This window comes from Stenotrophomonas sp. YJH_SMC_14-1 (assembly GCF_059372275.1).
In genome coordinates, this window is sequence record NZ_JCAFVK010000003.1 from 45,915 (window position 1) to 60,620 (window position 14,706).

10 protein-coding genes are annotated in these 14,706 nt (G+C 66.8%); 9 read left to right on the forward strand and 1 reads right to left on the reverse strand.

What is annotated here, in order from left to right:
• Positions 1 to 39 precede the first annotated feature (39 nt).
• From AC5P9P_RS09665 to hglS, 8 genes are all read left to right on the forward strand, one after another.
• A complete protein-coding gene (locus tag AC5P9P_RS09665) occupies positions 40 to 3,063 on the forward strand; it encodes a TonB-dependent receptor (RefSeq protein WP_495232718.1) in 3,024 nt (1,007 codons plus the stop codon).
• A 55-nt stretch (positions 3,064 to 3,118) separates the two neighbouring features.
• Positions 3,119 to 4,672 carry a serine hydrolase domain-containing protein gene (locus AC5P9P_RS09670; RefSeq protein WP_288419231.1) on the forward strand — a complete coding sequence of 518 codons (1,554 nt, stop codon included), beginning with the start codon at positions 3,119 to 3,121 and terminating at the stop codon, positions 4,670 to 4,672.
• The gene (locus tag AC5P9P_RS09675; RefSeq protein ID WP_049403719.1) at positions 4,605 to 5,318 is read left to right on the forward strand and encodes a M15 family metallopeptidase; all 714 of its coding nucleotides are present in this window, start codon (positions 4,605 to 4,607) and stop codon (positions 5,316 to 5,318) included. The genes AC5P9P_RS09670 and AC5P9P_RS09675 overlap by 68 nt, the downstream gene beginning before the upstream one ends.
• Before the next feature lie 399 nt (positions 5,319 to 5,717).
• Positions 5,718 to 6,089, forward strand: a complete 372-nt coding sequence (locus tag AC5P9P_RS09680) for a hypothetical protein (protein WP_012478956.1) — start codon at positions 5,718 to 5,720, stop codon at positions 6,087 to 6,089.
• 232 nt (positions 6,090 to 6,321) lie between these two features.
• Positions 6,322 to 6,738 (forward strand): EF-hand domain-containing protein, encoded by a 417-nt coding sequence (locus AC5P9P_RS09685; RefSeq protein WP_005407824.1) that lies wholly within the window; start codon positions 6,322 to 6,324, stop codon positions 6,736 to 6,738.
• A gap of 84 nt (positions 6,739 to 6,822) precedes the next feature.
• Positions 6,823 to 7,575 (forward strand): HAD family hydrolase, encoded by a 753-nt coding sequence (locus AC5P9P_RS09690; RefSeq protein WP_033833656.1) that lies wholly within the window; start codon positions 6,823 to 6,825, stop codon positions 7,573 to 7,575.
• Positions 7,576 to 7,606: 31 nt separating this feature from the next.
• Complete coding sequence (locus AC5P9P_RS09695) at positions 7,607 to 8,095, forward strand: hypothetical protein (protein WP_184014264.1); 489 nt, start codon at positions 7,607 to 7,609, stop codon at positions 8,093 to 8,095.
• A 166-nt stretch (positions 8,096 to 8,261) separates the two neighbouring features.
• Positions 8,262 to 9,626, forward strand: a complete 1,365-nt coding sequence (gene hglS, locus AC5P9P_RS09700) for a 2-oxoadipate dioxygenase/decarboxylase HglS (RefSeq protein WP_184014261.1) — start codon at positions 8,262 to 8,264, stop codon at positions 9,624 to 9,626.
• A 118-nt stretch (positions 9,627 to 9,744) separates the two neighbouring features.
• On the opposite strand, the gene scpC is transcribed toward hglS, so the two are convergent.
• Positions 9,745 to 11,259, reverse strand: coding sequence for a succinyl-CoA:acetate CoA-transferase ScpC (gene scpC, locus AC5P9P_RS09705; RefSeq protein ID WP_005407828.1), 1,515 nt, complete (start codon positions 11,257 to 11,259; stop codon positions 9,745 to 9,747).
• Between the two features lie 421 nt (positions 11,260 to 11,680).
• Between scpC and glnE the strand changes: the two genes are divergently transcribed.
• Positions 11,681 to 14,476 carry a bifunctional [glutamate--ammonia ligase]-adenylyl-L-tyrosine phosphorylase/[glutamate--ammonia-ligase] adenylyltransferase gene (gene glnE / locus AC5P9P_RS09710; RefSeq protein ID WP_231522528.1) on the forward strand — a complete coding sequence of 932 codons (2,796 nt, stop codon included), beginning with the start codon at positions 11,681 to 11,683 and terminating at the stop codon, positions 14,474 to 14,476.
• The last annotated feature ends 230 nt before the right edge of the window (positions 14,477 to 14,706 follow it).

A 14,706-nucleotide genomic window follows, 5' to 3' on the forward strand; every position in this document is an offset into this window, starting at 1 on the left:
CATTCCACACCATTCAATTCTTGCAGGAGAGAGCAGGGGATGAAGGCTTACAGCATCAAGCGGGCGGCGTTGTGCGTCGCCCTCGGGGCGTGTCTGGGCGTAGTGCTGCCCTGCATCGCGATGGCACAGAACGTGAGCGGTGCAGTCGCCGGCCGTGCAACCGCCGGTGACCAGGTGACCGTGGTCAGCAGCAGCACCGGCCTGACCCGTACCGTCACCGTAGGCGCCGATGGCAGCTACCGCCTCGGCCAGCTGCCGGTGGGCGACTACCAGCTGCAGCTCAGCCGCGATGGCCAGAAGCTGGGCGACCAGGTATCGGTGAGCGTTGCCGTCGGCGGTACCACCACGGTCAACCTGGGCAGCGGCGGCGGTGTCACCAACCTGGATGCACTGCAGGTGGTTGGCACCCGCGTGGTCAACCGCGTGGATGTGTACTCCACCGAAACCTCGTTCAACATCAACCGCCAGGAGATCTCGCGGCTGCCGGTGGCGCAGGACCTGTCCGCGGTCGCGCTGATGGCGCCGGGCGTGGTCGGCGGCAACTCGTCATTCGGAGGCCTGTCGTTCGCCGGTTCATCGGTGGCCGAGAATGCGGTCTTCATCAACGGCCTGAATGTCACCGACATGTATACCCGTCGTGGCTTCAGCACCGCGCCGTTCGCCTTCTTCAAGGAATTCCAGGTCAAGACCGGTGGCTACTCGGTCGAGTTCGGCCGCTCCACCGGTGGCGTGATCAATGCAGTGACTCGTTCGGGCAGCAACGAGTTCGAAGGCGGCGTTGAAGTCACCGCCGAGCCCAGTGCGTGGCGCGCCAGTGGCGGCGATCATTTCCACCGCGATGGCACCCCGCATTCCTACGGAAGCCGCGACAACAACTCGTTCCTGAAGACCAACGTCTGGGGCTCGGGGCCGATCGTCAAGGACAAGCTGTTCCTGTTCGCGATGTACGAGGACCGCAGCGACAAGGGCCACAACACCTCGTCCGATGGCAGTACCTGGTTCAAGAACGACTCCGGCAACGGCTTCTGGGGCACCAAGCTGGACTGGAACATCAACGACAACCACAGCTTGGCGCTGCTGGCGTTCTCCGACGAGGGCGATGTCACCAACGCGTCGTACGGCTACAACTGGAATGCGGACCGGATCGGTTCCTGGGGCGGCGACTCGGTCACCGAGACCGGCGGCCGCAACTGGTCGGCCACCTACACCGGCCACTTCGGCCAGAATTTCACCGCGCGCGCCATGGTCGGCCAGAACAAGCAGCGTGCCTTCACCAATTCGTCGCTGGACCAGGCCTGCAGCCCGGTGTTCACCGACAGCACCTACGGCCCGCGGCTGGGCAAGCTGCAGGGGCTGCGCGCGGGCTGCCACCCGACCGGCGCGGCGGTGGCCGAGCGCGATGACACCCGCGATGTCGCGCGCCTGGATTTCGAATGGCAGCTCGGTGATCACCTGCTGCGCTTCGGTGTCGACCGCGAACTGATGACCACCAAGCAGTCCACCCGTTATCCAGGGCCGACCGAGCTGAGCTACACCGCCTACGTGGCGCGCCCCGGCGATGAAGTGTGGGATGGCGCCAACGCCTACGTACCGGCTGGCGTCACCGAGATGCTGCGCGCTCGCAACCGCCGCTCCGGCGGCACCTTCGAGACCGAGGCCAATGCCTTCTATCTGGAAGACATCTGGAACATCACCCCGAACCTGATGCTGAACCTCGGCGTGCGCTGGGACCGCTTCGAGAACCGCACCGCCGCCGGCAAGGCGTTCATCAAGATGGACGACCTGATCGCGCCACGCGTCGGTTTCTCGTGGGACATGCGCGGTGATGGCAGCACCAAGCTGTTCGGCAACGCCGGCCGTTACTACCTGCCGGTCACCAACAACATCAACGTGAACTTCGCCGGTGGCCTGACCGACGAATACAGCTATTACGTGCTGAACGGCTGGGAGCAGAAAACCTCGCCGACCGGTTCGCCGTACATGGCACCGATCGTCGGCCAGCAGATCGGGCCGACCGACACCCGCATGAACACCGGCGGTGCCGACCTGCGCCAGAGCGTGGACCGCGACCTGAAGGCGGTCTACCAGGACGAATACATCCTGGGCTTCCAGAACATGATCAACCAGGCCTGGTCGTGGGGCGTCAATGCCACCTACCGGCGCATGACCCGCGCGCTGGATGACATCCGCATCAACTACACCCCGTGCGGCCCGACCCCCAGCACGCTGTGGCCGATCGCCAACCCGGGCGAGAGCCTGACGATCTGGGGCGACAAGAGCATCGGTTGCGCCAACGAAGGCTGGATCACCATCGACACCGCCAACAGCGGCTATCGAAAGGGCGGCAGTGGCGAGGTGATCGGTTACTCCAAGCCCAAGCGCACCTACAAGGCGCTGGAGTTCCAGATCGACCGCGCCTGGGACGAGAAGTGGATGTTCAACGCGTCCTACCTGTGGTCGAAGAGCGAGGGCAACTTCGAAGGCCCGGTAAACTCCGATACCAACTACGGCGACACCGGCATGGTGCAGTTCTGGGACCACCCGGCCACCAATGAACGCTATGGTGTTCTGTTCAACGATTTCCGCCATCAGTTCAAGCTGCGTGCCGCGTATGCGCTGAACAAGCAGTGGTCGTTCGGCACCACGCTGCAGGTGCAGTCCGGTGGCCCGATCACCGCCTACGGCGTGATGTGGCCGAACGACTCCATCGCCGGTGGCAGCACGTCCAGTGAAGGCAGTGGTGGTGGCACCGGTTGGCTGTGCGTGGCCAACTGTTCGGGCCCGTACAACCAGCGCCAGTTCGAGTACAGCCCGCGCGGCGCGTTTGGTCGCCTGCCGTGGACCTGGACCATGGGCGCCAACGTGACCTGGCGCCTGCCGGTGGAGGGCATCGACCTAAGTGCCCGGTTGTCGGTGTACAACCTGTTCAACAACCAGAAGACCATCAACGTGCACCAGCGCTACGAGGCGCAGCCCGGCCAGTATCGCGAGGCGACGTTCGCTACCGGTACGCGCTGGCAGGCACCGCGCTACACCCAGCTGGTGGTGACCTGGAACTTCTGAGGCCACGATCCGCGCCGTCCACCGTGACGGCGCGGGCAATGGAGGGGCTGCCCGCATGCACCACCTGCTGATCCTCGCGGCGGCACTGGCCGCACCGTCCGCTTCGTCGGTCGACAGTGCAGCCATCGAGGCCGACATCGCGACCGTGGTCCGGGCCGAGCATCTGCCCGGGCTGGCCATGGCGGTGGTCGACAACGGGCAGGTGGTCTATCGCCACGCCGAGGGCGCGCGTGGCGATGGCGGCCGCATCGACGAGGACACGCTGTTCAAGATCGCCTCCAACAGCAAGGCGATGACCGCCGCGCTGCTGGCGCGGCTGGTGCAGCAGGGCACGCTGCACTGGGATGATCCAGTGCAGCGACACCTGCCGGGTTTCCGCATGCATGATGCGTGGGTGGGCGAGCAGATGCAGGTGCGCGACCTGCTGATCCACAACAGTGGCCTTGGCCTGGGCGCCGGGGACCTGATGCTGTGGCCGGAGCCGAACGCGTTCACCCGCGCCGACATCATCGCCGGCTTGGCGCATCTCAAGCCGGTCAGCAGCTTCCGCAGTCACTACGCCTACGACAACCTGATGTATGTGGTGGCCGGCGAAGTGGCGGCGGCAGCGGGTGGCAAGCCGTATGACCAGCTGATGCGCGAGCAGGTGTTCGAACCACTGGGCATGACGCGCTGCCAGGTGGGTGCGTGGTCGGTGAAACGCGTGGGCAACGTGGCACAGCCGCATGCCTGGCGTGGTGAACGCAACGAGGTGGTGAACGCCGATGCTGCGATCAGCCCGGACCTGCCCTCGATGGCGGCGGGAGGCATCCGTTGTTCGCTGGGCGACATGACACGCTGGATGCAGGTGCTGCTCGATCCCGCGCTGGTGCCGGACTGGCTGGGCAGCGAGCAGCGGCGCACGCTGTGGACCCTGCACATGCCGATGCCGTTGGGTGAACGCCAGCGGCGCTGGGACAACGCGCATTTCTACGGCTATGGATATGGCTGGCGGGTGTCGGACATGGACGGGCAGTGGAAGGTGGCGCATACCGGCACGTTGTCGGGCATGTACTCGTCGCTGGCATTGCTTCCTGACCGCAGGGTCGGCGTGGTGATGCTGATCAACGGCGAAGGCGAGGATGCACGCACGGCGCTGATGCAGGCCACGCTGAAGCGCTTCACCGCACCAGACGATGCGCGCCCTGCGATGGAGTACCTGGCCGAACTGAAGGCTGACCGGGCAGCGCAGGCAGCATCTGGCCATCAACGGTCAGCGACCACCGCCGCACCGCCGGCACGCGGCAATGACCTGCCGCGTTGGCAGGGCCGCTACTCCGACCCCTGGCTGGGCCCGGCTTCGCTGTGCCCGGGCAAGGATGGCCTGCGCTTCAGCGTGGACAAGTCGCCCAGGCTGCAAGCGGCCGTGCTGCAACTGCAGGGGCGCTGGCTGCTGCGCTGGGATACGCTGGGTGACGAGGCGCAGGCGTGGCTGCAGCCGGGCGAGGGCCCGGCACCGACACTGGACCTGCGCGCCATCGATCCTGACATCGACTTCAGCTATGACTTCCAGGACCTGCATTTCACTCGTACTGGCGACTGCTCTGGCGGCGACCGCCAACGCCGCTGAGCCACCGCGCGTTTCGCCGGCCACCGATGCGGCCAGCGCCGGATTGGTGGAGATCCGCACGTTGTCGCCAGGCATCGACATGGACATCCGATACGCCAATGCCAACAACTTCACCGGCGCGCGCGTGCCCGGCTATGAGGCGCCATCCTGCTACCTGCTGGCGCCCGTGGCGAAAGCGCTGGCGCAGGTAGAACAGGATCTGCGCGCGCAGGGCTTTGGCCTGCGCCTCTACGACTGCTACCGGCCGGTGCGCTCGGTGCAGGCCTTCATGGCCTGGGTGAACGATCCGCGCGAACTCTCGCGCAAGGCACAGCAGTACCCGGACCTGGACAAGCCACGGCTGCTGGCCGACGGCTACATCGCCGAGCGCTCTGGCCATAGTCGTGGCGCCACGGTTGATCTTGGCCTGCTGGATTGCCGCACTGGCGCCTGCACGCCGCTGGACATGGGCACCGACTTCGATTTCTTCGGCCCGCGCGCGCATACCCGGACGAGCGGGTTGAGCACTGTGCAGCAGGCGAACCGCCAGCAGCTGGTGCAGGCGATGGCGCGCCGTGGCTTCGTCAACTATCCGCAGGAGTGGTGGCATTACACTCTGCAGCCCGAACCGGATCCCGGCACCGCGTACGACGTGCCAGTGCTTTAGGTGGTATCGGCAGGGCTGCGCCCTGCACCCGCGGTAGTGCCGGCCGCTGGCCGGCAACATCAGACGCAACAGCAACAGCGTGCGTTCCGTGGGTTGGCTGGGCGGTGCCGGAGTGCGGGGACGCCGTAAATCCGTCCATGGAGGCTTGGCAGCCGCATCCATGCGGCTGACACCCCGCACTCCGGCACCGCCCAGCCTCTGACAGTTTCCCGCGCGGTCCGTTGTAGAGCCGAGCCCATACTCGGCTGCTCTTTGTTCGTCGGCTGCTTCTTGTTCAATCGTCGCGATATTCGATCTCGATGGAGATTCATCCACGCATGGCGTGGATCTACTGGGGCTACCGGATTGGGTCCGGGGCAGATCCCTTACACTGGCCGCCTCTTCATCCCTGCCCACCCGATGAACCTTCCCCTGCACTTCGGCCTGCTCGGTACCCTGGAAGCCGGCGCCATCGCCCTGCTGGTCGGGCTGCTGGTGTACTTCCTGTGGTCGCAGCTGTGCCGGCTCCTGCACTGGACCGCGGGTCACGCGATCGGGTGGTCCTGTGTCATCGCCGTGATCATCTCCGCCGGCATCGATGCATGGAAGCTGTTCTACATGGGCATCGTGCGGCTGGAGTCGCCGCTGTACGCGCGCCTGTTCCTGGCAACCATCCACGATCCGAACGAACTCGGCAGCCGCGTGGTGCTGGAAATCGCCGGTGCGCTCGCCGGTGTTGCGCTCGGCTGGGTGTTGTTCAGTTCGCGGTCATCGGAAAAAACCGTCGACTGACGCAGGTTTTTCGTTGGCTGGCGGTTAAATCCGGCAGCGCTGAATGCGCATCTTATGAGCTGCTCACTTGCTGCTAACCACCGCGCTAATGCATGCGCGGGGGCGAGTGGTTAATGGTGCGTGCTGACGCCGGTCGCGGGGCAAAATCGATTCAGAAACGGGGTGGCAGGGTAGGTGCCGTGCGGAGACAACACGCCGCGCAACACCACCCAATTGGCAGGAGACACCCCTGATGACTATTCGCAACCGCAAGCCCCTGATCGCCCTGATCGTCGCCGCTGGCAGCGTGCTGGCCATTCCGGCGATGGCCCAGTCGGCCAAGCAGCAGGCGGCGCATGCGCAGAACGAGGCCGCACAGGCCCAGCAGGCGGCTGCACAGGCCGGCCAGGCCGCCGACCAGGCGACCAACGCTGCCGCAGCCGCATCGGCGCAGGCCAACGGCGGTGGCCAGACCTGGGCCAGCATCGATACCGATGGCAACGGCACCATCAGCAAGACCGAGGCGCAGGTGAACGCGGGCCTGGCCCAGGTGTTCGACCAGGCTGACACCAACAAGGACGGCGAGCTGAGCGCCGATGAGTACAAGGCCTATGTGGCCGCCCAGCAGGCCGGCGCCGGCGGCGCAGCGCAGGGTGCGCAGGGCAGGTAAGACCTGTATCGGGGCGTATGGGAACCCGGGCGGCTTCGGCCGCCCGGGTTTTTTTCGTCATCGCCACCCCTGTATCCTTGGCCGATGAACACCTCCACGCCTGCGCCGTCGCGCGCCATCGGCCTGGTCGGTTTTGACGGTGACGATACGCTGTGGAAGAGCGAGGACTACTACCGCAAGGCCGAGCAGGATTACCTTGACCTGCTGTCGCGCTACGTCGACGTGCATGACACCCAGACCGCGCGCCACCTGCTGGAAGTGCAGCAGCGCCACCTGGGCACCTTCGGCTACGGCGTGAAGAGCATGACCCTGTCGATGATCGAAGCGGCCATCGACATCACCGGCCAGCGCATCGAAGCGAAGGACATCCAGCGCATCCTCGATATCGGCCACGACACCCTGCGCCACCCGGTCGAGCTGATCGACGGTGTGCGCGAAGCCGTGGCGGCCATCGCCGAGCACTACCCGGTGGTGCTGATCACCAAGGGCGACCTGTTCCACCAGGAAGCGAAGATCAAGGTCGCCAACCTGGGCGAGCTGTTCCCGCGCATCGAGATCGTCTCGGAGAAGGACCCGCAAACCTACGCCCGCGTGCTGGCCGAATTCGACCTGCCGATGCAGCGCTTCGTGATGGTCGGCAACTCGCTGCGTTCGGACATCGAGCCGGTGGTTACCCTGGGTGGCTGGGGCGTGCATACCCCGTACGCGGTGACCTGGGCCCACGAGACCCAGCACGGCGTGGCCGACGATGAACCTCGCATGGTCACCGCCGATACCGCCCACGACTGGCCGGCCGCACTGGCGGCGATCGAAGCCAAGGCCGCTGCGGCGGCCTGACAGGGCCCGGCGGCTGCGGCAGAATCGGGGCATGAATTACCGACTGCGCGTGTTGCTGTTGTCCCTGCTGCTGGCGCCGGCCACCGTGCTGGCCCAGCAGACCGCCGAGCGTTCGGCTGCGTATGAGGTGGCAACCGGCGACAGCTGGGTTGATGCCCAGCTGCAGGACATCAACCATTACGCCGAACGCTACCCGGATGCCTTTCTCGATGAGGTATCGCGCTATGCCGACGTGCCCCGTGGCTACATCAGCGCGCTGTTCACCACTCATGGCTGGCAGGCCGGGGACATCTATTTCGCCTGCTTCTGGGCCAAGGCCAGTGGCCAGACCTGCCGCGACAGCGTGCGCGCCTTCAGCCAGGACCCGGACGGCGGCTGGGAAGTGGTGGTAAAGCGGATGCCCACCAGGCCGGACAACCTGCATTACCGTGCCGTGCGCCACGCCATCGTGGCCAGTTACCAGCACTGGGACCGTCCGATCACCCTGGATGCCACCCTGAAGCGCCAGCTCAAGCGGTAGTGCCGGCCGCTGGCCGGCAATTGCACCCTTCCAGGCATCCGGAGATTGCCGGCCAGCGGCCGGCACTACCGGTTTGTTTCATGTTGCTCTGCATATCGCCGCCACCGCGCGCTCCGGCGACAATACGGGTCCGAGCTGTTCCCCCGTTCCCGTAATCGAGTGACTGATGAGCGCCTCTTTGGTTTCGCCTGATGTGATCCGCCGCCTGTTCGCACAGGCCATGTCCCGCATGTACCGCACCGAAGTGCCGCTGTACGGCACGCTGGTGGAACTGGTGGAGCGGATCAACGCGCAGGTGCTGGAGCAGGATCCGGCGCTGGCCGCGCAGCTGCAGCGCAACGACGAGCGTGCGCGCCTGGACGAAGAGCGCCATGGCGCGATCCGCGTCGGCACCGCGCAGGAGCTGGCGACGCTGCGCCGCCTGTTCGCCGTGATGGGCATGTACCCGGTCGGCTACTACGACCTGTCGGTCGCGGGCGTGCCGGTGCATTCCACCGCGTTCCGCCCGCTCACCGGCCTCGCGCTGGCGCAGAATCCGTTCCGCGTGTTCACCTCGCTGCTGCGTCTGGAGCTGATCGAAGACGCAGCGCTGCGTGCCGAGTCCGCGCGCATCCTCGAAGGCCGCCGCATCTTCACCGAGGGCGCGCTGGCGCTGATCGACCAGGCCGAGCGTGACGGTGGCCTGGCGCAGGCCGATGCCGAGCGCTTCGTCGAGGAAGCACTGGAAACCTTCCGCTGGCACGGCGATGCCACGGTCGACCTGCCGACCTACCACGCGCTGCACAACGCGCATCGGCTGGTGGCCGACGTAGTCAGTTTCCGTGGCCCGCACATCAATCACCTGACCCCGCGCACGCTGGACATCGACGCTGCGCAGGCGGCGATGATCGAACACGGCATGGCGGCCAAGGCGGTGATCGAAGGCCCGCCGCGCCGCGCCTGCCCGATCCTGCTGCGCCAGACCAGCTTCAAGGCACTGGAAGAGGCCGTGCATTTCCCGGGCGGCGAAGGCGGCGATGCCGGCACCCACACCGCGCGCTTCGGCGAGATCGAACAGCGCGGCCTTGCGCTTACCCCGAAGGGCCGCGCGCTGTACGACCAGCTGCTGTCGCAGGCCCGCGATGCCGGTGGCGAAGGCAGCACCGGCGGCGACTACGGCCAGCGCCTGCAGGCGGTGTTCGCCAGCTTCCCGGATGACCATGACACGCTGCGCCAGGAAGGACTGGGCTATTACCGCTACCAGCTGACCGACGCTGGCCGCACCGCGCCGGAGCGCGTGGCGGATCTGCCGGCTGAGGTGCTGGTGGCCGCCGGCCTGGCCACGGCGGACCCGATCGTCTACGAGGATTTCCTGCCGGTCAGTGCCGCGGGCATCTTCCAGTCGAACCTGGGTGGTGAAGAACAGCGCGCCTATGCCGCACATGCCAACCGCGAGGCCTTCGAGCAGGCGCTGGGCGTGGCGGTGCATGACGAGTTCGAGATCTACGAGCGGCTGCAGGCCGAATCGCTGGCGAGCCTGCGATTCGCGTGAAGGTAGAGCCGGGCGCTGGCCGGCTGTTGGGGAAGCCGGCCAGCGGCCGGCTCTACCCGATTCCGTAGCTGGGGTCAGATCCCTTTCTGGCAGAAAAGGGCTCTGACCCCCAACGCAATCAGCCCTTCATCGTTCCGGTATCCAGCCAACGCTGGTGCCACGACAGCGCTTCCGGCAGCAGGTGCGGGGTGTGCTTGCCGTAGCTCTCGCGGCTGGCGCGGTCGAAGTAATCCTGCAGCTGCGGACGGAAATCCGGATGCGCGCAGTTGTCGATCAGCACCTGCGCGCGCTTGCGCGGGGTCAGGCCACGCAGGTCGGCCAGGCCCTGTTCGGTGACGATCACCGACACGTCGTGCTCGGTGTGGTCGACATGGCTGGCCATCGGCACGATCGCCGAAATGGTGCCGTTCTTCGCGGTGGACGGGCTCAGGAACGCCGACAGGAAACCGTTGCGGGCGAAGTCGCCGGAACCGCCGATGCCGTTCATGATCCGCGTGCCCATCACGTGCGTCGAATTGACGTTGCCGTAGATGTCCACCTCGATCATGCCGTTCATGCCGATGCAGCCCAGGCGGCGCACCAGTTCCGGATGGTTGGAGATCTCCTGCGTGCGCATGATGATGCGCTCGCGGTAGAAATCGATGTTCTCCTTGAACGTCTCGTTGGCCTGCGGGCTCAGCGCGAAACCCGTGCACGAGGCATAGCTCAGCACGCCGTCGCGCAGCAGGTCGAGCATGCCGTCCTGGATCACTTCGGTGAACGCGGCCAGGTCGCGGAAACCGCTCTTGGCCAAGCCGGCCAGCACCGCGTTGGGAATGTTGCCCACGCCCGACTGCAGCGGCAGCAGGTTCGGCGGCAGGCGGCCCTTCTTCACTTCGTGCTTGAGGAACTCGATCAGGTGCGAAGCGATCTGCTCGCTGGTCGCATCGATCGGGCTGAACGGGCTGTTGCGGTCCGGGCCGTTGGTGCGTACCACGGCCACGATCTTGTCCGGGTCGCAGCGCAGCGCGGTGTCGCCGATGCGGTCGTTGGCGTTCACCAGCGGAATCGGCTTGCGGTGCGGCGGCAGCGCGGTGCCGTAGTAGATGTCATGCATGCCGTCGACGCCGGCCGGCTGCCATTCGTTGACCTCGACGATCACCTTCTTCGCCAGGTCCAGCCAGGTCTTGTTGTTGCCGACCGAGGTGGAGGGCACCAGCGAGCCGTCTTCGCGGATGGCCGAGACTTCGATCACGGCGGTATCGATCTCGCCGTAGAAGCCGAACCACACGTGCTGGGCAACGTGGCTGAGGTGGATGTCGATGTAGTCCAGCTTGCCCTCGTTGATGCGGTTGCGCGCATCCGGGTCGCTCTGGAACGGCATGCGCATGGCGATGCCATCGGCCTTGGCCAGCGCGCCATCGAGTTCCGGCGCGGTGGAGGCGCCGGTCATCAGCTTGATCTGGAAAGGGTTGCCCTGGGCATGCACCGCTTCGATGCGGCGGGCCAGTTCGACGGGAACGGCCTTGGGATACCCGGAGCCGGTAAAGCCGCTCATGGCCACGGTTTCACCGGGCTGGATCAGCGCGGCTGCGGCCTCTGCGGAGACCACGCGGTCACGGAGACGCGCGTTGGCGATGCGATCAACAGACATGACGACACGTGTTGCTGGGGGGAATTCCGATTATCGGCCATCCTCATCCGTACGGGGGGTTCTACCTTCGTGGAATGGCTTTTCCCCGGGGGCTCACCCAAACCCGTCGGTTTTGTTTTGCAGTGCAGCGTGCAAAGTGCTTTCGCAGCCCGCACGATGGCCCTGCATCCCGACGTGGGGGAGGGAGCAGAGCCCGCTGGCAGTTCGCTGCAAGCGGGCTTTTTTATTGCCTGTCGCCCAGTATGAATACGCGGCCTCCATTGTTGGTAATGCCGGCCACTGGCCGGCAGATCCGTTGACTTGGTAGTGCCGGCCGCTGGCCGGCAGATCCGATGATGCTGCCGAAGGTTACCGGGGTTGCCGGCCAGCGGCCGGCACTACCGGGTCCGTTGCGTCCCGACCGGGTCGATACAATCAGCCCATGACCCTCGCCCCCGCTGATCTGCCCGCCTCCCTGCAGCCTCTTGTCGACCGCGCCCTGGCGCGCCTGGCCCAGGTCCTGCCCGAGCCCATCCCGGCCGACCTGCTGCCGTTGCTGACCCGGCTGGCGGTGACCAGTGACTTCGCGCTGGACACCCTGGTGCGGCAACCGGCGCTGCTGGCGCAGCTGGCCGCGCACGGCTGCCCGCCGATCCCCGCACCCGTGCTCGACCCGCTGCAGCCCAGCGATTGGCCGGCGCAGATACGGCGCTGGCGCACCGCCATGTCCACGCGGCTGATCTGGCGCGACCTGGCCGGCCTCGACGACGTGCCGCAGACCCTCGTCGGCGCCACCGCTTTGGCCGAAGACTGCCTGCGGCTGGCACTGGACGCCCTGCAGCAGGAATTCGCCCAACGCCACGGCGTGGTCCGCGATGGCGAAGGCACCCCACAGCAGCTGGTGGTGTTCGGCCTCGGCAAGCTCGGCGGCGGCGAGCTCAACTTCAGTTCCGATATCGATCTGGTCTACGCCTATCCGCACGGCGGCGAATCCGACGGCGCGCGCGCGCTGGCCGCCGAAGAGTATTTCGCACGCCTCGGCCAGCGCCTGGCCAAGCTGCTGGACGAAACCACGGTCGATGGCTTCAGCCACCGCGTCGACCTGCGCCTGCGCCCGTTCGGCAGCGCCGGCCGCGTCGCGCTGTCGTTCGCAGCGATGGACCAGTATTTCCAGCGCGAAGGCCGCGACTGGGAACGCTACGCGTGGCTGAAGGCGCGCGCGGTGGCCGGCGACATCGCCGCCGGTGAAGCGTGGCTGCAGACCCTGCGCCCGTTCGTGTACCGCCGCTACCTCGATTTCACCGCGCTCGATGGCCTGCGCGAAATGAAGGCGGCGATCACCGCCGAGGTCGCGCGCCGCGAGTTGCACGAGGACATCAAGCGTGGCGCCGGCGGCATCCGCGAAATCGAATTCCTGTGCCAGGCGTTGCAGCTGATCCGCGGTGGCCGTGAACCGGCACTGCGCGAGCGCCGCCTGCTGGTGGCGCTGGATGCACTGGTCGCCGCCGGACAGATCGCGGCCGAGGATGGCGCCGCGCTGCGCGAGGCTTACCTGTTCCTGCGCCGGCTGGAGAACCGACTGCAGATGCTGCGCGACGCGCAGACCCACGTACTGCCCAGCGACGCGCTGGACCGCGAACGCATCGCCGTCGGCCTCGGCTATGCGGACTGGAACGTGCTGCGCGCGGCGTTGGCCGAACAGCAGCAGCGGGTCAGTACTGAATTCGCCGCGCTGCTGGCGCCGCGCAAGGGCCAGGCCGCGCCCGACGCGCTGGCCAACTACTGGCGCAGCCTGCCCGAAGGCAGCAACGCACCACTGCTGGCCGAAGCCGGTTTCCTCGATGCCAACGGCGCCGACCAGTCGCTGCGCGATTTCGCCCAGGGCACCGGCGTGAAGTCCTTGTCCGATGCGGCGCGTGCGCGGCTGGATCGCGTGCTGCCGGCACTGCTGCATGCGGCCACGCGCTCGCCACAACCCGACGCCGCGCTCAAGCGTGTGCTTGGCCTGCTGCAGGCGGTGCTGCGCCGGACCAGCTATCTCGCGCTGCTGGACGAGCAGCCCAGTGCGCTGGCGCGGCTGGTGGATGTGCTGGCGCGCAGCGCGCTGCTGGCCGAGCGCCTGGCGGCGTATCCGCTGCTGTTGGACGAACTGCTGGACGTACGCGTGTCCGGTCCGATGCCGGATGCCGCCGGCATGCTGGCCGAGTGCCAGCAGGTGCTGGCGGTGGAGGATCCCGAATCCGCGCTGCGCTGGCTCAACGAGACGCGGCTGGCGCTCAGCTTCCGCATGGCGATGGCCACGCTGGATGGCCGCCAGGGCGCGGTGGACAGCACCCGGCAACTGGCTGAACTGGCGCAGGCGGTGGTGGTCACCGTGCTGGCGATGGCCGAAGCGGACATGCACGCCGCACACGGCGGAATTCCCGGCGGACGTTTCGCGATCATCGGCTACGGCAGCCTGGGTGGGCTTGAACTGGGCTTCGGTTCCGATCTGGACCTGGTATTCCTGCATGACAACCCGGCCGGCGTGGATGCCAGTGATGGCGCCCGCCCGCTGGAGCCGGGCCGCTGGTATGCACGCCTGGCGCAGAAGGTGATGGCGTTGCTTGGCGCAGTCACGGCTGCCGGGCGCCTGTACGACATCGACGTGCGCCTGCGCCCGGATGGTGGCAAGGGTTCGCTGGTGTCTTCGCTGGCCAGTTACACCGAATACCAGCGCGAACGCGCATGGACTTGGGAACACCAGGCGCTGGTGCGCGCACGCGGCGTGGCCGGCGATGCCAGCCTGCTGGCCGACTTTGAGCAGGTGCGTGCACAGACGCTTGGGCGTGAGCGCGACATGGGTGTGCTGTATGCCGACGTGCTGAAGATGCGCGGCCGCATGCGCACCGAGCTGGACCGCAGCGATGCCGCACGGCTGGACCTGAAGCAGGGTGCTGGCGGCGTGGTGGACCTGGAGTTCCTGCTGCAGACCGGCGTGCTGGCACGCAGTGCGCAGCATGCGGCGCTGCTGCAGCCTCGCGATACGCCGTCGTTGATCGATGCGCTGGCGGTTGTCGGTTTCCTGCCGGATGCCACCGCGCAGGCACTGCACGGGGCACATGCCACGCTGCTGGACGTGGGCCTGGCCTGCACGCTGGATCGGCGCCCGCGGTTGGCGCCGACCACGCCTGCGATTGAAGAGGCGTGTGCCGCGATTACGGCAGCGTGCAGAGCCGCGGAGTTGCCGTTCGCCTGAGCGGCAGCGATGGTTGGGCAATGGCCTGCTTCTGGTGGGTGCCAACCTTGGTTGGCACAACCCATCAGCGTTCATGACCCCGGCAACAGCGTGCCAACCAAGGTTGGCACCTACCAGAGCTATGGCCTGGCTATGACCTGCTGTTGGTGGGTGCCAACCTTGGTTGGCACAACCCGTCAGCGTTCATGCCCCCCCGGCAACAGCGTGCCAACCAAGGTCGGCAACTACCA